The sequence below is a fragment of the Flavobacterium hauense genome, from assembly GCF_054457175.1.
Window position 1 is genome coordinate 1 of record NZ_JBTKVX010000005.1, and the last position, 20,809, is coordinate 20,809.

General features: G+C 42.2%; 18 protein-coding genes. 12 read left to right on the forward strand and 6 right to left on the reverse strand.

The window, feature by feature from the left end; all coding sequences use genetic code 11:
- Positions 1-46 precede the first annotated feature (46 nt).
- From ACX0HA_RS04280 to ACX0HA_RS04290, 3 genes are all read right to left on the reverse strand, one after another.
- Positions 47-997, reverse strand: a complete 951-nt coding sequence (locus ACX0HA_RS04280; protein WP_458844030.1) for an L-histidine N(alpha)-methyltransferase — start codon at positions 995-997, stop codon at positions 47-49.
- A 3-nt stretch (positions 998-1,000) separates the two neighbouring features.
- On the reverse strand, positions 1,001-2,155 hold the full coding sequence (egtB, locus tag ACX0HA_RS04285; RefSeq protein ID WP_458844031.1) for an ergothioneine biosynthesis protein EgtB: 1,155 nt from the start codon (positions 2,153-2,155) through the stop codon (positions 1,001-1,003).
- A gap of 126 nt (positions 2,156-2,281) precedes the next feature.
- Positions 2,282-3,010 carry a metallophosphoesterase gene (locus tag ACX0HA_RS04290; RefSeq protein ID WP_458844032.1) on the reverse strand — a complete coding sequence of 243 codons (729 nt, stop codon included), beginning with the start codon at positions 3,008-3,010 and terminating at the stop codon, positions 2,282-2,284.
- Positions 3,011-3,181: 171 nt separating this feature from the next.
- Between ACX0HA_RS04290 and ACX0HA_RS04295 the strand changes: the two genes are divergently transcribed.
- Positions 3,182-5,392, forward strand: a complete 2,211-nt coding sequence (locus ACX0HA_RS04295; RefSeq protein ID WP_458844033.1) for a DUF7619 domain-containing protein — start codon at positions 3,182-3,184, stop codon at positions 5,390-5,392.
- 53 nt (positions 5,393-5,445) lie between these two features.
- Here the strand turns inward: ACX0HA_RS04295 and ACX0HA_RS04300 are convergent, their stop codons facing one another.
- The 3 genes from ACX0HA_RS04300 to ACX0HA_RS04310 all read right to left on the reverse strand — a co-directional run bounded on the left by ACX0HA_RS04300 (position 5,446) and on the right by ACX0HA_RS04310 (position 8,433).
- The gene (locus tag ACX0HA_RS04300; protein WP_458844034.1) at positions 5,446-6,594 is read right to left on the reverse strand and encodes a DUF5929 domain-containing protein; all 1,149 of its coding nucleotides are present in this window, start codon (positions 6,592-6,594) and stop codon (positions 5,446-5,448) included.
- 95 nt (positions 6,595-6,689) lie between these two features.
- Positions 6,690-7,442: an SDR family NAD(P)-dependent oxidoreductase gene (locus ACX0HA_RS04305; RefSeq protein ID WP_458844035.1), complete on the reverse strand. Its 753-nt coding sequence runs from the start codon at positions 7,440-7,442 to the stop codon at positions 6,690-6,692.
- Positions 7,443-7,563: 121 nt separating this feature from the next.
- Entirely contained in the window at positions 7,564-8,433 is an 870-nt protein-coding gene (locus tag ACX0HA_RS04310) for an aldo/keto reductase (RefSeq protein WP_458844036.1), read from the reverse strand.
- A 408-nt stretch (positions 8,434-8,841) separates the two neighbouring features.
- Between ACX0HA_RS04310 and ACX0HA_RS04315 the strand changes: the two genes are divergently transcribed.
- The 11 genes from ACX0HA_RS04315 to nadD all read left to right on the forward strand — a co-directional run bounded on the left by ACX0HA_RS04315 (position 8,842) and on the right by nadD (position 20,412).
- Positions 8,842-9,846 (forward strand): AAA family ATPase, encoded by a 1,005-nt coding sequence (locus ACX0HA_RS04315; protein WP_458844037.1) that lies wholly within the window; start codon positions 8,842-8,844, stop codon positions 9,844-9,846.
- Between the two features lie 86 nt (positions 9,847-9,932).
- The gene (locus ACX0HA_RS04320; RefSeq protein WP_458844038.1) at positions 9,933-10,799 is read left to right on the forward strand and encodes a DUF58 domain-containing protein; all 867 of its coding nucleotides are present in this window, start codon (positions 9,933-9,935) and stop codon (positions 10,797-10,799) included.
- Positions 10,800-10,830: 31 nt separating this feature from the next.
- Positions 10,831-12,450, forward strand: a complete 1,620-nt coding sequence (locus tag ACX0HA_RS04325; protein ID WP_458844213.1) for a BatD family protein — start codon at positions 10,831-10,833, stop codon at positions 12,448-12,450.
- A gap of 3 nt (positions 12,451-12,453) precedes the next feature.
- Entirely contained in the window at positions 12,454-13,458 is a 1,005-nt protein-coding gene (locus ACX0HA_RS04330) for a vWA domain-containing protein (protein ID WP_458844039.1), read from the forward strand.
- Between the two features lies 1 nt (position 13,459).
- The gene (locus ACX0HA_RS04335) at positions 13,460-14,494 is read left to right on the forward strand and encodes a VWA domain-containing protein (protein WP_458844040.1); all 1,035 of its coding nucleotides are present in this window, start codon (positions 13,460-13,462) and stop codon (positions 14,492-14,494) included.
- The gene (locus ACX0HA_RS04340; protein WP_458844041.1) at positions 14,494-15,321 is read left to right on the forward strand and encodes a tetratricopeptide repeat protein; all 828 of its coding nucleotides are present in this window, start codon (positions 14,494-14,496) and stop codon (positions 15,319-15,321) included. The genes ACX0HA_RS04335 and ACX0HA_RS04340 overlap by 1 nt, the downstream gene beginning before the upstream one ends.
- Positions 15,322-15,491: 170 nt before the next feature.
- Positions 15,492-17,264: a BatD family protein gene (locus ACX0HA_RS04345; protein WP_458844042.1), complete on the forward strand. Its 1,773-nt coding sequence runs from the start codon at positions 15,492-15,494 to the stop codon at positions 17,262-17,264.
- Between the two features lie 48 nt (positions 17,265-17,312).
- Complete coding sequence (locus ACX0HA_RS04350) at positions 17,313-18,062, forward strand: SH3 domain-containing protein (protein WP_458844043.1); 750 nt, start codon at positions 17,313-17,315, stop codon at positions 18,060-18,062.
- A 219-nt stretch (positions 18,063-18,281) separates the two neighbouring features.
- Entirely contained in the window at positions 18,282-19,142 is an 861-nt protein-coding gene (locus ACX0HA_RS04355; protein WP_458844044.1) for a YicC/YloC family endoribonuclease, read from the forward strand.
- 35 nt (positions 19,143-19,177) lie between these two features.
- Complete coding sequence (gene gmk / locus ACX0HA_RS04360) at positions 19,178-19,750, forward strand: guanylate kinase (RefSeq protein ID WP_458844045.1); 573 nt, start codon at positions 19,178-19,180, stop codon at positions 19,748-19,750.
- 80 nt (positions 19,751-19,830) lie between these two features.
- On the forward strand, positions 19,831-20,412 hold the full coding sequence (nadD, locus tag ACX0HA_RS04365; RefSeq protein WP_458844046.1) for a nicotinate (nicotinamide) nucleotide adenylyltransferase: 582 nt from the start codon (positions 19,831-19,833) through the stop codon (positions 20,410-20,412).
- The last annotated feature ends 397 nt before the right edge of the window (positions 20,413-20,809 follow it).

A 20,809-nucleotide genomic window follows, 5' to 3' on the forward strand; every position in this document is an offset into this window, starting at 1 on the left:
CGATAACTTTCGGGATGGATGTGTTTCATAAACCAATAGCTCAAAACTATTTTACCCACAAAGTATCGGTAAAATAGTGCCTGCAGTCCATAAAGTTGTTTACGACCTCAAATCCTGATGCTTTTGCCAAGGCTTCTATCTCTGCAAAGCTGTATTTTTTTGAAAGTTCGGTCCAGATCAGCTCATCCTTTTCAAAATGAAATGTGGTGTTGAGGACGGTACTGTGAAAATGCTGTTTTTTAAGGCTTACCAAATAGCTGTTAACCTCACCATTTTGCGGATTATAGTCGCAATAAAAATCGAACTGGTCAAGGTTTATGTCAGCGTCCAGCTCACGGTTTATGCGGTTTAGCAGGTTCATGTTAAATGTACGTGTTATGCCGTGTGGATCGTCATAGGCATTACGGATGGTACGCGGATTCTTTTGGAGGTCCATGCCCATAAGCAGCATATCACCTACGTTCATATCGGCATTGAATTTTTTAAGTAAGTCAAGGGCATCCGGTCTTTTATAATTACCAATGTTTCCGCCAAGAAAGAGAAAAAGATTGGGCACTCCCGTAGCCGAAAGCTCATTCAGCACATCAAAATAATCGCCGGTACGCGGCTGTATGTCAAGATTGGGCAGGGCCAGTTTCATGTTCTGCTCAAGAGCGTCATTCGCCTCCTGCGAAATATCTATGGGAATGTAAGTGAAATCGGCTCCTTTTTCAAGAAAGACCTTTAGCAGCTGTTTGGTTTTCGATCCGTCGCCGCTGCCAAATTCCACTATATTGAACTTTTTGGTAAAATGAACCCTGTCAAATATCGCACCTGATTGCTGCGAGAGAATTTCAAACTCACAGGCTGTTGGGTAATATTCGGGCATCTGCATGATCTGCATAAAGATGCGGCTTCCTGCGTTGTCATAAAAATATTTAGAGGAAAGTTGTTTGTCTTTGGCGGTAAGCCCGTTAAGGACATCTTCGGCAAAATGGCTGTATAGTGCTATCTTCATATATTATTGTTTTACAAGACGAATGCCGTTAAACTGCCAGCGTTCGTCAGGATGAAAAAAGTTTCGGTAAGTATTGCGGCTATGCCCGTCGGGGGTGGCACAAGATGCCCCGCGGAGTACCATTTGGCTGATCATGAATTTGCCGTTGTATTCGCCTACGGCACCATCGGGCTTTGCAAATCCCGGATAGGGCAGATAGGCACTGTGTGTCCATTCCCATCTTCGGCCCCAGTTGAGGTTGTGTGATGCTGCTTCCCATTCTGCTTCTGTTGGCAGGCGCATTTTTTTCCATTCGGCGAATGCCTGAGCTTCGTAAAAACTGATATGCGTTAGCATGGCATCCGCATCAAGCTCCTGCATGCCCGATAAGGTAAAGTGCTGCCATCCCTCATCGGCTTTATGCCAGTAGAGCGGCGCGCTAATATTGTTTTCATTGACCCAGCTCCAGCCTTCATCAAGCCAAAGGTTAAAGTCGCTATAACCGCCAGCTTCGATGAATTCCAGGTATTCCCCATTGGTTACCAATGCTTTTGAAATTTCAAATTGGTTGAGGTATACTTTATGGCGGTTGTGCTCATTGTCGAAACTGAAACTATCGCCCGAAAAGCCAATCTCATAAACCCCTTCTTCAACGGTTACAAAATCTTCTTCGATGTTATGCTGGCTTTCCCACGAAATATCTTCATTGTATATGGGGGAAATAGGGTTGCAGGAGAGGATATACTTAATATCGGTATACAATAACTCCTGGTGCTGCTGCTCGTGGTTAAGGCCCAGCTCGATCAGGTCATGAATATCAGTATGTCCGGCTTTAAGCTGCAACAGTAATTCCATGTGCATGTCTACATAGTGGCGGTACTCTATGATGCTTGCTGTTGCAGGGCGCGTTATAGCGCCCCTGTTGTTGCGCTGCACCCTTTTACCTACGTTGTTGTAGTAGCTGTTGAAAAGATAGCTGAAATCGTCGTTAAACACGTTGTAGCCCGGAAGGTGTGGTTTAAGCAGAAATTCCTCGAAAAACCAGGTAGTATGTGCAAGATGCCACTTGGGCGGGCTCACAAAAGGTACCGGCTGCGGTACATGGTCTTCGGGCTGCAGTAGCGAACAGATATATTCTGTATGCCTGCGTACATGATGGTATTGGTCTAAAAGTGTCATTCGTAGTTTGTTGTAACTACTAATTTACAAAGAATGCCTTGTCGTTATTTTTTTGCAGTTCAATTTAACGTAACACTAACATTTTTGTTTTAGGGGTAACTGCCTACTGCTACCGACCACTGCAGGCTAGTTCCTTCCGTTTTCTTCGGGATATAAGGTATGAACGGGGTCGCTTTGCCAGTATTCTTTAGTGTCAGCATCCAAAATGGTTAGTTGGCCCATAAAGGCCGCACCGGTATCAACATTCCAGATGTTGGCCATGTTTACAGGAACCGTCTGCCCTATACGTGTTACAGGTGTATGGCCTATGAATATCTCTTTGTAAAGCGTAAAGCGCTTAGGGTAGTTAGGGTGTGTGCGTTCCATGGTTTTGTCTAGCGCGAGGGCTGTTTCCCAGAGTGTGCGCTCCCAGTAGAACATGCGCTTAAAGTACTCGTGATTTACACCGTTGAGGTTGGTAAATCCGGCATGAATGAAAAGACGGTTGTCATCATCAAGAAAGTAGTCTTCCAGGCTTTCAAGAAAAAGTATGTGCAATTGTCTTTTTTCAGGAGTCAGCGCATTGTAGTTTTCGGTCGTCAGGCGGCCACCGTGGTTAAACCATTCGTCGTTATAGGTACCCGATTGCAGCCATTGCAGTAGCAGATCGTCGTGATTGCCACGCATAAATATACAATGATGGGTGCCCTTGAGGTTTATGAGTAAATCGATAACCTCGGGCGATTGCCCCCATCCGTCTACAAAATCGCCCAAAAAGATAAGCCTGTCGGATGTGGTAACTTTTGCGCGCTCAAGCAGTTGAAGTACTGCCTTATAGCTGCCATGTATATCGCCTATAACTAATGTCCTGCTCATACTACAAGTTTACGAAAAAATTAAAAAGCAATGGACTTCATTGTTTTGGTCTGCCAAAAAGTACCGTTTATCGAAAAAACAGGTTAAAAAGATGTAGGTCTTTACTTATTTTAAGAAGTAATTTAAATATTCATTAACTTTAAAGCACTTAAACTTAAACATTTATAAACTATGAAAAAAACTTTACTTGCCGTCATGGCAATGGTGTCGCTGTGCAGCTATGCGCAGACACCGGTTGAAGGGTTTGAATCTCCATGGGTTTCACCCGGGCCAAACATGCCCGAAGCTCCTCCCGGATGGGTTGTGATTAACGAGTTTGGACCAATTGTTACGTGGACACAATCTGTGGGCAATGTTGTAGACCAGCCTCCATTCGGTGGCAATCATGCTGCATTTTTGCACAAAGAGAATGTATCCCCTGCGGGACCCGTACCTAAAGACTGGCTTATTTCGCCTATTATCAATCCACAGATCAATTCACAGGTTAAGTTTCAGTCAAGACTTACCCTCGACGAAGACCAGGGCAGTATCTATAAGATATATGCCATTCCGGGAGATACAGACCTGACTACAGGCTTTAATCCTGATCCCGTTTATTTGCTTGGCACCTATACTGAGCTTCAGATGAATCCGGAGCAAAAACAATGGACTGAAAAAGTAATAGCCATACCACAAAATATGGCCGGAACTCCTGTGCGTATTGCCTTTGTTATGGAAGGAGACAATCAGGACAGATGGATTATTGATGATTTTACGGTTACAAACGCCTGCTATGCACCTACAAACCTGTATGTGGCGAGTATAACCGATACTTCTGTTGCTTTAGGCTGGATAGAGCAGGCTGTTGCGACTTCATGGGAAATTGAGGTTTTACCTGCCCCTGCTGTACCCACGGGAATAGCAGGCATAGCGGCAAACGCTAATCCTTTTGTTATTGCCAACCTGACACCCGGGGCTTATAAGTTTTATGTAAGGTCGGTATGCGGGCCTGAGAATAAGAGTGCCTGGTCCGGACCCTTCTATTTCTCTACAGATATTACGTTCAACAATTTAGTTCATGGTGTTGTTAGATATGATGCAAATGGAGACGATATATGTAACGAATCTGATTCTGTGCTTGCCGGAGCATCAGTGGCAGTTAGTATAAATGGTGCGTATGCATATAGCGTTTATGCTAACGAACAGGGGGAATATACTTTATATGACATTCCCGATGGCACTAACTCACTGAGCCTTCAGGTATCTTCCGGAATTGAATTCCCTGCAATACCTCTACTGACACAGGACGTTGTATTTGATGAAGAAATTAACGAAATTACTATCGAACATTGCCTTCCGCAGCCCACACCGGTAAATAATCTGTCGGTACAGATCATCCCTATTGTTTATCCAAGACCGGGATTTGATGCAAAAGACATAGTAGTCGTACAAAATTATGGCGGTGTAATAAATGAGAATGTTACTGTTGCCTTTACCTTTGATAATGACAGATTAGATTACGTTTCGTCTCAATTGCCGGCTACAGTAAGCGGTAATATAGTGACCATTGATTTTGGTACTGTTGTTGGCAACAAGCAAAGTCTGCTCACATTTACTACAAAAGCGCCTCCGGTGAATATGGGAGGAGAAACGGTACATTTTGAAGCTGCTCTGTCAGAGATACCAAACGATGCTTATTTGTTTAATAATACCAATAGTATGGATCAGGTAATTGTGAATTCTTACGATCCAAACGAAATCGTTGTTCACGAAGGAGCAGAGATAACCGAAGATCAGGCAGATGACTATCTGACCTATACCATCCGTTTCCAGAATGAAGGAAATGGCGATGCGATAAATATCAGGCTTGAGGATACGCTTGACGAATTGCTGGATTGGGATACTTTCGAGATGGTAACCGCCAGCCATCCTGATTATACCATAAAGCGCACGGGTGGTGAACTGGAATTCTTTTTCCCGGATATACAGCTGCCTTTTAAAAATGCAGATGAGCAGGGGAGTCATGGCTTTGTGACCTACAGGATAAAACCTACGGCTGAATTTGGATTAGGAGATACCGTGTATAACCAGGCAGGTATTTATTTTGACTTTAACCCTGTTATCATGACTAATACAGCAGAAACTAAAGTTATGACAACAGCAGGGCTTAACGAAAATGCTCCTGCGATAGCGACATTATATCCTAACCCAGTAAAAGACCGCTTTCATGTTAAGGTGACACAGGGCAACCTGCAATCGGTTGCGGTTTATGATATCAATGGCAGGCTGTGTCTTTCGGTAAATACTGAAATAATTGATACCAACGCGCTGAATAGCGGAATCTATTTTGTAAAGGTAACTACCGACACAGGTAGCGCTAATTACAAGATAATAAAGCAGTAATGATTTAATTTTTTTGAGAGTGAAACCCGGACTGTTTATCAGTTCGGGTTTTTTTATACATCATATTTCATTTTGCGTAATACACGCATGGCTTCTTTAAACGAAATATAAGCCTGGTCATCGGGCCATTCTTTCAGCAGTGGCTTTGCTTCTGCAAGTTTTTGTTTTGCTTCAGTAAAGCCGTTTAAATGGCAAATCATGAGGGTAGAAGGGAGGTTGAGCAAATCTTTTTGCTCCCGTTCGGTCAGGGGAATCCTTTTTTCGAGCTTATTCAGCAATGCAATGTTTGCATTGTAAATATGATACATCATCTTGCGGTTGTACTGCGGAGGGTCAAAAAGCAATACCGAGTCCATCTTGTAGTATCCATTCTCCTGAAAACTTATGTTTACCTGTTCCAACGCATAAAAGCTCGTTTTATCATTAAGGCCAAGAGCCACATATTCGGTAATCGAAAAACTGTCTTCACTATAACTGATACTTACTTCGTCCAGTGTTGAATAGAATAATTTGATCTGTTCGTTTATCAACTCTATATCAACACGCGAATAGTAAGTTTGTCCTTTTACTACTTTCTTATGCCCCGCCCAACATACTACAAAGAGCTCTTTGAATACTTTGTATTTGGCTGTCATGTCTTTGTGGCGATTGGTTACAAAATCCATAACCCCTTCAAGTGTATGTTCTATGCTGTTTCGGGAGCTGTTTTCTATGCCATACACAGTTTCAGCATTTCGGTTGTTATTAGTAACATCCATGCCCGGTTCTAACGGAATCGAGTTGCTGCCACGCCTCAGGAATATGGCTCCGGCGGGTATGGTATATACATTTTTCTTAAAATAGGAAGTGCCGCTTTTTGGCTTTATGGTAACCAGTCCTATAACCTTGTCTTTTGGCAGGTTAGGGAAGGGGATATTCTCATACTGTATTGTAGGCGGATTTTCAAGGAAAGCGTTAACCAGGTTCTGTATGCGGCTGTCATCATAAAAGTCGGTGCCCAGTATCTCGTTGTCATGATCTTCTACACCAACAACGATGTATGAATTGTTCTCGGGATTCGAATTAGACAGTGCACAAATATGCTTTACAAACTTTGCCTTACCTTCTTTGGTATGCAGGTTCAGTTGGCGCTTTTTGTCATAAAAGCTGCTCTCATCATTGTGAGCGAGTAAATTCTTAATAAGCAGCCTTTTGTTAATCATTTTAATTGGTGATTCCGGAACCTGCAAGGTTTTTCGAAACCTTGTAGGTTTAAATTACACCTGCAAGGTCTCCAAGACCTTGCAGGTGATAAAACTTACAATTTTTTATTTACAATTGTCGCTGACGCTTGAGCCGTAGGCAAAATCAAAAGGTCAGCGATATTTACATGATACGGCCTTGAAACCACAAAGTGTATAACATCGGCAATATCTTCGGGTTTAAGCGGCTCAAAACCTTTGTAGACATTTGAAGCGCGTTCAGTATCGCCTTTAAAGCGCACCTCGCTGAATTCGGTATCTACCATACCGGGATTAATGGCTCCAACACGTATGCCGTATTGGTTCAGGTCCATGCGCATGCCCTGATTTATGGCGTCTACAGCGTGTTTTGTTGCACAGTATACGTTGCCGTTGGTGTATGTTTCTTTACCGGCAATCGAGCCTATGTTGATAATATGCCCGCTTCGGCGGTCTACCATTCCGGGAATAATTTCTTTAGAAACATACAGCAGTCCTTTTACATTAATATCGATCATTGCATCCCAATCGTGCACATCACCATTTTCAATAGGATCGAGCCCATGCGCATTGCCGGCATTATTAATAAGCACATCTATATTGGCAAATTCTTTTGGGATTGATTGTATGGATTGCGCCACCTCTTTTTTATGGCGAACATCAAAGTTCAGTGTATGCACTTTAGTCAATGCCGAGAATTCATCCTGCAATTCGGCTAGGCGGTCTTCGCGCCTTCCGCAGATGATGAGCTTATAATGGTTCTTTGCCAATAATCGGGCTGTGGCACGGCCTATACCGCTGGTTGCGCCTGTTATTAATGCTGTTTTCATTTATAGTGGAGGTTAGATATTTAGATAATTTGGATTTTTCGATTGTCAGGCGTTATAATGCAACATCTCTACTGCAGTATTTAAGCTTGCTTTAGACTTTATTACTTTCAATGTTTGACTATTAAGGGACTTTGTTCCCAATACTCTCTGTCCATATCGCAAACCAGTCTTCGAGCTCAAGTTTCAGGTTTACAGCCTTCATCTGGTTCTTAAATCTTTCTGCACTTGTAGAGCCCGATACAGGAACTACACCTGCCGGATGCTGCATTATCCAGGCAAGCAGAATAACATCGGCACTAACATTATATTTAGCTACCAGTTCTGCCATCAATAATTTCAAGCGGTGTGTCTGGTCATTATGTTCTTTGAATACACTGCCTATGGGACTCCATGCCATAGGTTTTATAGTGTTGACTATCATATAATCAAGGCTGCCATCGAGCATTGGGTCAATATGAGTAGCCGAAAATTCTATCTGATTACCAAATACTTCAGTCCTTGAGCGGATAAGGTCGGTTTGGCTATTGGTAAAGTTAGACAATCCAAAGGCCTTTATCTTTCCTTCTTTTTTCAGTTTTTCTACTGCTTCGGCAATTTCGTCGGGTTGCATCAGTGGGCTGGGGCGGTGCAATAACAGCAAATCAAGATAATCGGTCTGAAGGAATTTTAGCGAATTCTCTGTACTCCACAGTATGTATTCTTTGGAATAATCATAGTGTTTTACCCTGGTTGGCCTGTTACCAATGGTATGCTGGATGCCGCATTTTGATATCAACTGTATCTTTTCGCGGGCTATTTTACTTTGGGTAAAAGCTTTCCCAAATTCAGCTTCGGTGGTGTAGCCTCCGTAAATATCGGCGTGGTCAAAGGTAGAAATGCCATGGTCCAGGCAGGAGTGTATCATTTGGGCCATTTGCGAAGTGGTGAAATTGGCCTGCCATACGCCCCAGTTCATGGCGCCGGCAATTATGGGCGATAATGTAATATCCATAGTAGGAAATAATGTTTTATGCCTATAAAAATAATGAAATCATTATTTAGTTAGCTACAATAAATGCTCAAGATACTAACAAAGGCCTGTTCACTGTTTTAACGCAGATCTTCAGGCCCATTAGGTAGCTTAATCAATATTTTGCAGCAGGGCAGGCAGTACAGGCATGAAGAACCCCGTAGCTGCAGCCCTGTAATTAATTAAGGGGCAAATATAAAATATTTGCAGTGAGCCCGAATTTATGTGTTGTAAGATTATTTCAAAAAATCGACTTTACCCTACTATTAACTTTCGGTAACATTATACGATTTACTTTAACAACTCGTTAACAAAGATGAATAATATTAAAAATCTATTTGTTTCGTTACTTTAACATTGCTAAATTCACACTCCAAAAAATTACAGGATATGGAAGAAAACACATCAACGTTCGATATTAGGGCGATTAATGAAAAAATAGAAAGAGAAAGTGCTTTTGTAGATATGCTATTCATGGAAATGAATAAGGTTATCGTAGGGCAGAAGTATATGATAGAGCGCCTGCTTATAGGGCTTTTGGGCCAGGGGCACATACTGCTTGAAGGTATGCCGGGTCTTGCAAAAACGCTTGCTATTAATACGCTAAGCCAGGCAGTACACGGAAAATTCAGCCGTATACAGTTCACACCCGACCTGCTTCCTGCCGATGTGGTAGGTACTATGATCTATAATATCAAGCAAAATGAATTCACGATCAAAAAAGGACCTATTTTTGCCAACTTCGTGCTTGCCGATGAGATAAACAGGGCTCCTGCCAAAGTGCAGTCGGCTTTGCTTGAGGCCATGCAGGAAAAACAGGTAACCATAGGCGAAGAGACCTTTAAGCTCGAAAAACCATTCCTTGTAATGGCTACCATGAACCCGGTAGAACAGGAAGGAACCTATCCGCTGCCCGAAGCTCAGGTAGACCGTTTTATGCTTAAAGCGGTTATCGATTATCCTAAAATGGACGATGAGCGCATGGTTATTCGCCAAAACCTTAAAGGGGCGTTTGAAAAAGTAAGCCAGGTCGTTTCTATAGACCAGATACTTCGTGCGCAGGAAGCTGTTCGTGAGGTATACATGGACGAAAAAATAGAAAAATATATTCTTGATATCATATTCGCTACCCGTTATCCTGAAAAATATAAGCTGGAAAAACTAAAACCACTTATCAGTTTTGGGGCATCTCCAAGGGGTAGTATCAACTTAGCCACAGCGGCAAAATGTTATGCATTTATAAAACGTAGGGGGTTCGTTATTCCTGAAGATGTAAGGGCAGTAGTGCACGATGTGCTTCGTCATAGGATAGGTATTACCTATGAGGCCGAGGCTGAGAACATCACTTCTGTAGATATCATCAACAAGATCGTTAACGAGATTGAAGTGCCTTAATCGGTCATAAAGTCAAATGTCATAAAGTCGAACGTCCGTGTTCGGCACTTAATGACTTTAAGAACCTTAGACTTTAGACTAAAATTATGGATACAAAAGATATATTAAAAAAAGTTCGCAAGATCGAGATAAAGACCCGGAGGCTGAGCAATCATATCTTCTCGGGAGAGTACCACTCATCCTTTAAGGGTAGGGGTATGACTTTTAGCGAGGTGCGCCAATATCAGTTTGGCGACGACGTGCGTGCTATAGACTGGAACGTTACCGCACGCTATAACGAACCCTATATAAAGGTTTTTGAAGAAGAGCGCGAACTTACCATGATGCTTATGGTAGATGTTTCGGGTTCGGAGAGCTTTGGTACCAAAAATGAATTCAAGAAAGATATCGTTACCGAGATTGCTGCAACCATGGCTTTTAGCGCCACACAAAACAACGACAAGATTGGGCTTATTCTTTTCTCGGATCAGATAGAGCTTTTCATTCCGCCTAAAAAAGGGAAGTCGCACGTGTTGCGCATTATCCGTGAGCTTATTGAGTTTGAGCCAAAAAGTAAAAAGACCGATGTAGGCCAGGCGCTTAAATTTCTTAGCGGCGTGCTTAAAAAGAGGGCTATCGTGTTCATGATATCCGACTTTATGGCAACGCCCGATTATGAGCATACCCTAAAGATAGCATCAAAAAGACACGATATTACCGGAGTAAGGGTATACGACATCCGCGAGGAAGAAATGCCAAACATAGGCCTTGTAAACATGCTTGATGCCGAAACCGGAAAAAGCATGCTGGTAAATACAGGATCTAAGTCGGTAAGGCTGCAATATGGCGCTTACTATCAAGACAGGCTGAAATATTTTAAAGAAACCTTTAGCCGCTGCGGTGCCGGTACAGTGAGCAGCAGGGTAGACGAATCGTATGTAACCAAGCTGCTGGGCTATTTTAAGTCAAGGTAGTATAACCATTGGTGAAAAGAAAAAAGAAATGATTAGGACAAAATTTTATACCATACTTTTCCTGTTGGCCGCCATTACTGTTTTCGGGCAGCAAAAGCAGGTTCAGGCAAGTATTGATTCTACCAAAATAAAAACTGGTTCGCAGTTCAATCTTACGCTAAAAACAAAAGTTGACACTGCCTCCAGGGTAAGTTTTCCTGAAGGCAGGAGCTTTGGACAGCTGGAGGTACTGGAATCATACCCTGTAGATACTATCAGGGATGGTGCAATGTATGAACTTATAAAAAAATATGGGCTTACACAGTTTGATTCTGGTAAATATGTGATTCCATCATTACCGGTTATCATCAACAACAAAAGCATTAAGACTGACTCACTGCGTGTTGAGGTGAACAACATTAAAGTTGATACCCTCAAACAGAAACTCTATGATATTAAGCCCGTGCTTAAAAGCAGTTCTTCTGTGTCTCCGTGGTTAAGGCTTTTGCTTGTACTGGTAATCTTGGGGGCACTATTTTTTGGTATATGGTACTACCGCAAAAAAGGTAAAAAACCTGCTGTTGCAAAAGCCAAAAAAGAAGAAATCATCAGCCCGATAGAGAGAGCATCGCGAGAGCTTAAGGAACTGGAAAAGAAAGAGCTGCTTGAAAAAGGTGCTGTAAAAGATTATTACAGTCAGCTTACAGATATTGCCCGTAATTATATTGAAGAGGCAATACATGTACCGGCGATGGAAAGCACAACAAGCGAACTTATTGAGGCCATGCGTGCTGCAGTGGTTAAAAAGAAGATGAACCTGACACAGGAAACATTTGAAGAGCTCGAAAAGATTTTGCGTACTGCTGATATGGTGAAGTTCGCCAAGTCGAAACCGCTTGATTTTGAAATTACCGAGGACAGGAAAAGGGTTGAAAAAACAATTGTAGTCATAGACCGAAGCATTCCTGAAGAGAAAGAAGAAGATGATATCCACACTCAGCTTTGGCTTGATGCGCAGGAAAAAAAGAAAGCGAAAAAGAAAAGAACGATCATTATAACCGTTGTTTCATTTGTAGTTTCGTTTGTGGTTGTATTCCTTGTCACTTCTTTAGGAACACAATATCTTAAAGATAACATCATGGGGCATCCTACAAAAGAACTTCTTGAAGGCGAATGGGTGAAGAGCGAATATGGCGACCCGGGAGTTATGGTAGAAACGCCAAGGGTACTTAAACGTTCTGCCATGATGGCTGAACTTACGAAAAAGGCGAATCCTGTAGTAAGAGAGGCAGCGATATTTGCATACGGTTCCATGACCGATAATTTTTATATAACGGTCTCGACAACAACCTATAAAGATACTGTTCAGGTAGACCTTAATATGACTGTGGAGCTTGCGCTAAAAAGCATGGAAGCTCAGGGAGCCACTAATATACTGGTTAAGAGTGAAGAGTTTAATACAGACAAAGGTATAACCGGGGTAAGAGCCTATGGTAACATGTCTATGCCGGACCCGGTTACCAAATCTCCGGTGAGGGTATATTATGAAATGCTTCTCTTTAAACAGAAGCAAGGCCTGCAACAGGTTATGATCATGCATAAAGAAGGTGATGAATATGCCATGCAGATATTGGAAAGAATAAAGAACTCCGTAGAACTAAAAGTAAATTAATTTATGAAAGACGTTACTTTTTTACATCCGGGTTTCTTTTGGCTGTTTGTTCTGCTGCCGTTGGCCATAGGCTGGTACATCTGGACGCGAAAACACCAGACGGCTACATTAAAGATAAGTTCGCTCAATGCTTTTAAGGCAAAGCCATCGCTATTAGGCAGGCTTAAGCCGGTATTGTTTGCAATGAGGTTATTGGCACTAAGCGCAATTATAGTTGCTATGGCACGACCAAGAACGGTAGATGTTAATAACCGGACCAAGACCACCCGTGGTATAGACATTGTTATCGCAATGGACGTTTCGGGAAGTATGCTGGCACGCGACCTTAAGCCTAACCGTATGGAGGCGCTAAAAGATGTTGCAGCCGAATTTGTTGATGGACGTCCCAATGACCGTATCGGACTGGTGGTATATGCCGGTGAAGCATACACAAAAACACCGGTAACCAGCGATAAGGCATTGGTTATAGATGCGATAAAATCGGTTAAGTATGATGAGACTGTGCTCAAAGACGGAACAGGGATTGGTGTAGGGCTTGCTACGGCGGTAAACCGCCTTAAGGAGAGCAAGGCTAAGAGCCGCGTTATTATCTTGCTTACCGATGGTGTGAATAACTCAGGTGTTATAGATCCCCGCATGGCGGCCGATATTGCTAAAGAATATGGTATCAAGGTGTACACGATAGGTATTGGTACTAATGGTAATGCTGAGTTTCCTTATGCAAAGAAGCCTGATGGTAGTTTTGTTTACAAAATGATGAAAGTAGAGATAGACCAGGAACTCATGAAGGAAATTGCCAAAAAAACCGATGGCAAATACTTCAGGGCTACGTCTAAGACCAAGCTGAAGGCTATTTATGACGAGATCAATAAACTCGAGACCACCGAGATCGAGGAGATGAAATATTATAATTACGACGAAAAATTCTATCCGTTTGCATGGATGGCATTAGGATTGCTGCTTGCAGAGATAGTAGCAAGAAAAACCCTTTACAGAAGTTTTATTTAGTATGTACGAATTAGACGAACCAAAATACTTATACCTGTTGGGCATAATCCCAATATTGGTGCTGCTGTTTCTGCTTAATTTGTATTGGCAGAAGAAAAAACAGCGTGAGTTTGGCGATCCCGAACTGGTGAAGAAGCTAACCCCGAACAGATCGGTCTTTAAAGCCGTGCTTAAATTAGTAGTGCTGATTTTGGCTCTTTCGGGCATCATAATTGCATTGGTAAACCCAAAGATTGGCACTAAGGTCGAAACGGTAAAGCGTGAAGGTGTAGACATTGTTTTTGCAATCGATGTATCGAAGAGTATGCTTGCCGAAGATATGGCGCCTAACAGGCTGGAGAAATCAAAACAGATTGTTTCGCAAATTATTAACCAGTTAGGTACCGACAGGATAGGAATTGTAGCTTATGCAGGAAGCGCTTATCCTGTACTGCCTATTACAGGTGATTACAGCGTAGCAAAAATGTTTCTGCAAAATATGAATACCGATATGGTTTCTTCTCAGGGTACAGCTATCAGCGATGCGCTGGAACTGGCGGTATCCTACTTTGATGATCCGCAGACCAGCAAGCTAGTGATACTGATATCCGATGGCGAAGACCATGGCGAAGGCAGCCGTGAGGCAGCACTTGCATTAAAAGATAAAGGGATCAAGCTGATAACAGTGGGCGTAGGTACCGAAAAAGGTGGGCCTATTCCGCTTAAGACCAATGGCCGTACCGATAGCTTTAAACGCGATAGTGACGGCAATGTAGTGGTTACCAAATTGTATCCGCAGGATTTAAAGAGTATTGCTGCGGTTACTAAAGGGGGCTATGTATATGGGAAAAACACCCGCGAGGTATCTGACTATGTAAAGAACGCCCTTGGCAACATGGAAAAGACAGAATTTGAAGCCAAACAGATGGCAGTATATGATTCTCAATACCAATGGTTCCTTGGTGCCGCATTTTTATTGCTGTTCATAGATGTGTTCTTCCTGGAGAGAAAAACCGCATGGATAAGCAAACTTAACCTGTTTAATGAGAAAGAATAATGAGGAGACTATTTACATACAGCCTACTGTTATTTACCGTGCTTTCATTTGCGCAGGCTAAACCTAAAAAAGATAAATATCAGGAAAAGGGGAATAAAGAATTTGAGAAGAACAACTATATGGAGGCTGAGGCCGACTATAGGGTATCAAAATCTAATTCGCCTACAAAATCATCTGCAGCCTATAACATGGGTAATGCTATTTACAGGCAGGGGCAAAGTGCCGAGGCGGCTTATGCTTATATTGAATCGATTAAAAATGCGAGGTCAAAGCAGCAAAAGCACATGGCTTTTCATAATCTTGGCAATATCTTCATGAAAGAGAAGAATTACCAGGAAGCCGTTGAAGCTTATAAGAATGCGTTGCGTAATAACCCTTCTGATGATCAGACGAGGTACAATTATGCACTGGCAAAAGAAATGCTGAAAAAGAATCCGCCGCCCCCACAAAAACCGCCACAGGATAATAAAGATAAAAAAGACCAAAATAAGGATAACAAGCAGCAACAGCCTAACGGAGGCGGAGGCAACGACCAAAAGGATAAAGGCGATAAAGGGGATAACAAAGGCGATAAGGGTGACCAGAAGGACAAGAATGATAAAGATAAAGGTGACCAAAAGAAAGACGGAGACAAAGGAGAGCCTAAGGATGATGGCGACCAGAAAGACAAAGGTCAGCCAAAGCCTGAAGCAGGCCCGAGCCCTTCTAAACAACGAATGGAGAACCTACTTGACGCCATGAATAATGAAGAGAAAAAAATTCAGGATAAAGTGAATGGCAGAAAAGTAAAAGTCAGGCCAAACAACAATCAGCAGAAAGACTGGTAACATTTTTTGGCTTTATGCTACTAATATCAGAGTCGCGTGTCATTCTGAGCGCAGCGCAGCGGAGTCGAAGAATCTCAATAATGAGAGAGATCCTTCCTTCATCAGGATGACATACATAACATAGTAATTAAAAAAACGCAATATTTTTCAGGTTAAGGATTTAAAGAACGATGAAAAGATACATCTTACTATTATTGCTTTTTGTACAGGGCGTATATGCCCAACAGGTAGAATTTAAGGCTGTACCCAGCAAGACATCGCTGGGTATAAACGAACGCCTTATTGTTGATTTTACCATGAATCAGGATGGAGATAACTTCACGCCGCCGCAGTTTCCGGGCTTTAGGGTTTCGGGGCCAAGCCAGATGGTAAGCAATTCGTGGATAAACGGCAAGCGCAGTTTTAGCAAAAGCTACAAATACCTTCTTATTCCTACAGCTAAAGGAACTTTTACCATTGGCTCTGCCACGATCATCATCGATGGGTATGAATATAAAACGAGCCCTTTAAAAATTAAGATTGGCGATGCTATTGCGGGTGCCGACCCTAACCCTTATGCCAATAACCAGCAGCATCAGCAGGAAATGCAGCAAAACGCAGACCAGGGTGTACACCTTGTTGCTGAGGTTAGTAAAACTACTCCCTATGTAAACGAACCGGTAACGGTAGTATATAAGATATATGTAAGCCCTACCACATCGGTAAGCGGATGGAAAGAGGTTTCGAGTCCGCAGTATAACGACTTCTGGAGTCAGAATATTGATATAAAAAACCTTGTTTTGCAAATGGAAAACTACCAGGGTCAGGAGTACCGCATGGTAGTGTTGCGTAAAACCGTATTGTATCCGCAAAAAGACGGGAGGCTTGAAATTGAACCGCTAACCCTTGATGTTTCTATGGAAGTGCCTAACGGAAGAAGGGATTTCTTTGGGCGACAACTAATGGTAGCAACGAATAAGGTTGTTTCTGCAGGAAAAAAATATATTAATGTAAAATCCCTTCCTGAAAAAGGAAAACCTGCCGACTTTACCGGGGCTGTAGGTAACTTTACTTTTACGGTAAAGCCATCGACTACGCTCATAAAGAATGGTGAGCCCATGCAGCTTGATATAAAAGTGGCGGGTAAAGGTAACCTTAAGCTTTTTACGCTGCCGAAGCCACAGGTGCCGGCTGCACTGGAAATGTATGACCCGGAGCATAAAGAAGACGTTACTACGCCGCTGACTGGTATGCAGGGAAGTATCTCTGACAGTTATACGATCGTACCACAAAACAAAGGGAAATATCCTATCAAGGCATTGTCGTTCTCATGGTTTGACCTTGCTACACATAGCTATAAAACCGTTACCCATGATGAGATAATGGTTAATGTCCTTAAGGTGTCTGATAACCCGGAAAGTGCCGATAAAGATGATACGAACAAGAAAGAAGTTAAATCGGCAGAACCGTTTCGCTTTATAGCATTGGAAAGTTCTATCAAACCAATGGGCCGTGACGATTTCTTTGGCTCAGCCCTGTTTTACGGATTGCTGTTTGCTCCGTTCCTGCTGATACCTTTCATCATACTTGGAAGGAAGAAAAAAGAAGCGTATGACAGTGATGTAACAGGAAGCAAAATAAGGCAGAGCAACAAGCTGGCTAAGAAATTCCTTGGCGAAGCTAAAAAGCAACTTGGCGATAAGGCTGCTTTCTATCTTGCGCTGGAAAAAGCGCTGCACAATTTCCTGAAAGCTAAACTTCACATTGAAACGGGCGATATGAGCAGGGATAACATTAAGGAACTGCTATTATCGCGCAAAGCCAAAGAAGAAACGGTTGCGGAATTCGGTAAGATAATGGACAGCTGTGAGTTTGCAAGGTACGCACCCTCATCAGAGTCGGCAATGCATAACGATTATGAGAGTGCAGTGGCGGTAATTACAGCATTAGAGAAGCAGATATAATTCGATTTCCTGCAAGGTTGTATAACAAATCGATACTTATAAGAAGTAATGAAAAAGCTAGTATATATTTTAATAACGATATTCTTTACACAGGCAGCCCTTGCACAGGGTGTTTTTGAGAAGGCTAATGAACTGTACCGTAAGCAAAAATTTGCTGAAGCGGCACAAGAGTATGAGAATATTCTGAAAGGAAAGAAGGAATCGGCTGAGGTGTATTTTAACCTTGGCAACGCCTATTACAAGATGGGTAAGATAGCGCCGTCGATATATAATTTTGAAAAGTCTCTGCTGCTGAATCCTAACTACAAAGATGCTGAGATAAACCTTGGCTATGCCAATAAAATGAAGATAGATAACATCAAAGAAGTTCCTAAAGTGGGTTTTTCTAAGATGCTTTATAATCTAACGGGAACATATCATTATGACACCTGGGCGTGGATTGCGGTAGGCTTTGCATTTGGATTCCTTGCGATGTTCATAGGTTATTATTTTGCAGGTACAACAGTCATTAAAAGGATATTCTTCTTTGCCATGTTCGTTACCCTTTTGGTAATCGTTATAAGTGTATTATCTGCTGTATTCGTAAAATCGGTTACTGCAGGAGAGCACCCGGCCATAGTATTTGCCGAGGTTGTAGCCGTTAAGAGTGAGCCATCAGACAATTCCGAAGATGCCTTTGTACTCCATGAAGGAACTAAGGTTTACATACTGGAAACCGTAGACAACTGGAAAAAAATAGAACTTGCCGATGATAGTGTGGGCTGGATAGAAAGCAGCGCCATCAAAGAGGTGAAATAGACCTTAGTCGAAAGTGATAAAGTCATCAAGTCGAAAGGAAGCTTCAATAACGTAGTAGAGACGTTGCAGTGCAACGTCTAACGATATAAATAAGCCATCAAGTCGAAAGTCGTAAAGTCACAGGAGAGTATAATGAATATTCAACAGGCTTTATGACTTTCGACTTTTAAACTTTCGGCCAATATATTTTTCTTAACTTTGTCGCACTAAATTTTTTACATGATACAATCGATGACAGGCTTTGGTAAAGCTTCTTTACAATTGCCTACAAAAAAGATTACCGTAGAAATTAAATCGCTTAACAGCAAAGGCCTTGATGTGAGCGTAAGGATGCCATCGTCTTTTCGTGAGATGGAACTTGGCCTTCGCAACAAGATAGGCATAAAGCTGGAACGCGGAAAAATAGATTTTTCGCTGTTTGTAGAAGTTACCGGCGAAGAAACCTCATCTAAGATCAATGCCCCGATCATTAAGGCTTACATAGCACAAATGCAGAATGTTATTCCTGATGCAGATCCTACCGAACTGATGAAGATGGCCGTGCGTATGCCGGATGCCCTTAAAACAGAACGCGAGGAGATCGACCCTAACGAATGGGGAAATATTGAAGGCGTAATAGAGCAGGCGTTAGGAAACATACAGAGTTTCAGGACGAGCGAAGGTGTTGCATTAGAGAAAGAATTTCTTTCGCGTATTGCCAATATCATGGCGTTGATGCATGAAGCCGTTTCTCTTGACGGTGAGCGTATTGCTAATGTAAAAGCAAGGCTTCGCACTGCAATAGACGAGCTTACCGTGACTGTGGATGAAAACCGTTTTGAGCAGGAACTTATCTATTATCTTGAGAAAATGGATATTACCGAGGAGAAGGTGCGCCTTGAAAACCACCTGAACTATTTTATTGAAACCCTTGCGGGAACTGAAGCTAACGGACGTAAGCTTGGCTTTATTACCCAGGAGATGGGCCGTGAGATAAATACCATGGGCTCTAAATCGAACCACGCCAAAATGCAAAAGCTGGTAGTGCAGATGAAAGATGAGCTTGAAAAGATTAAAGAACAGGTGCTGAATGTACTTTAGGCAATAGCCAAAAGGCATCAGGCAAAAGATAGAGAATGAAAAAAGGAAAATTATTAGTGTTCTCGGCGCCATCAGGGTCGGGAAAAACAACGATAGTAAAACATTTGCTGGGACAGCAGGATCTTAATCTTGCTTTTTCTGTTTCGGCAGCAACACGTGAGGCACGCGACGGTGAGGTTAACGGTAAAGATTACCATTTTATCACGCTTGAGGAATTCAAGCAGCACATTAAGCATGACGATTTTGTAGAGTGGGAAGAAGTGTACCGAGACAACTTTTATGGCACGCTTAAAACCGAGATAGAACGCATTTGGGCAGAAGGCAAAAATGTGATATTTGATATTGATGTGGCGGGAGGCCTTCGCATCAAGAAAAAATTCCCCGAAGAAACACTGGCTGTATTCGTAAAGCCGCCAAGCATTGACGAACTGAAGATACGTCTTAAAAAACGCAGTACCGAAAGCGATGATAAGATAAACATGCGTATCGCAAAAGCATCGGTAGAGCTGGCAACGGCACCCCAGTTTGATACCATCATAAAGAACTATGATCTTGATACTGCCAAAGGCGAAGCTTACGAGCTTGTAAAGCAGTTTTTAGCAGATTAATTATATAATGACCGCGATTTTTTAGTCGCGGTTTGTCATTCTGAACGGCGCGAAGCAGAATGACAAAAGATTCTAATACTATGAAAGTAGGGTTATACTTCGGGACATTTAATCCCATACATACCGGGCATCTTATTATTGCCAACCACATGGCCGAATACAGCGGCCTTGAACAGATATGGATGGTGGTAACGCCACATAACCCACTAAAAAAGAAAAGTACCCTACTGGAGGATCATCATCGCTTACAGATGGTGTTTCTGGCTACGGAAGATTACCCAAAGCTAAAACCAAGCGATATCGAATTTCGCCTGCCGCAGCCGAATTATACGGTAAACACGCTGGCGCATTTGCAGGAGAAATTCCCAACACATGAATTTTCGCTGATAATGGGCGAAGACAACCTCAACTCACTCCACAAATGGAAAAATTATGAGGTACTGCTTCAAAATCACCATATCTATGTTTATCCCAGAATAAGTACAGAGGCAGTAAATCCTGAATTTGAAAGCCACCCGCACATCCACATGATCGATGCGCCTGTGGTAGAGATATCGAGTACATTCATTCGCAATGGTATAAAAGAAGGTAAGAATGTACAGCCATTATTATCGCACAAAGTTTGGCAGTACATAGAGCATAATCTCTTTTATAAGAAGTAGCATAAATAAAAAATCCTGAGAACCAACACTCAGGATTTTTTATGTAACAGCCTATTTATGGGGGCAAATAATCTGTTTTGTGTAAAATTTTGCCTGCGCTGTGGGGCAGCATCAGGCGATAAACCAATCAACCAATCTTAAATCTGATACAAACATACAGCGGGTTTTGATACCAGAAAATTTTATGAGGTAAAGGGTGAAAAAGTGTCGGTAAATATTCCAGATCTTTGAATTACAACAAATAAAAAATCCTGAGAACCAATACTCAGGATTTTTTATGTAACAGCCTATTTATGGGGGCAAATAATCTGTTTTTTAATTTTGCCTGTACTGTGGGGGCAGCAGCAAGCGATAAACCAATCAACCAACCAATCTTAAATCTGATACAAACATACGG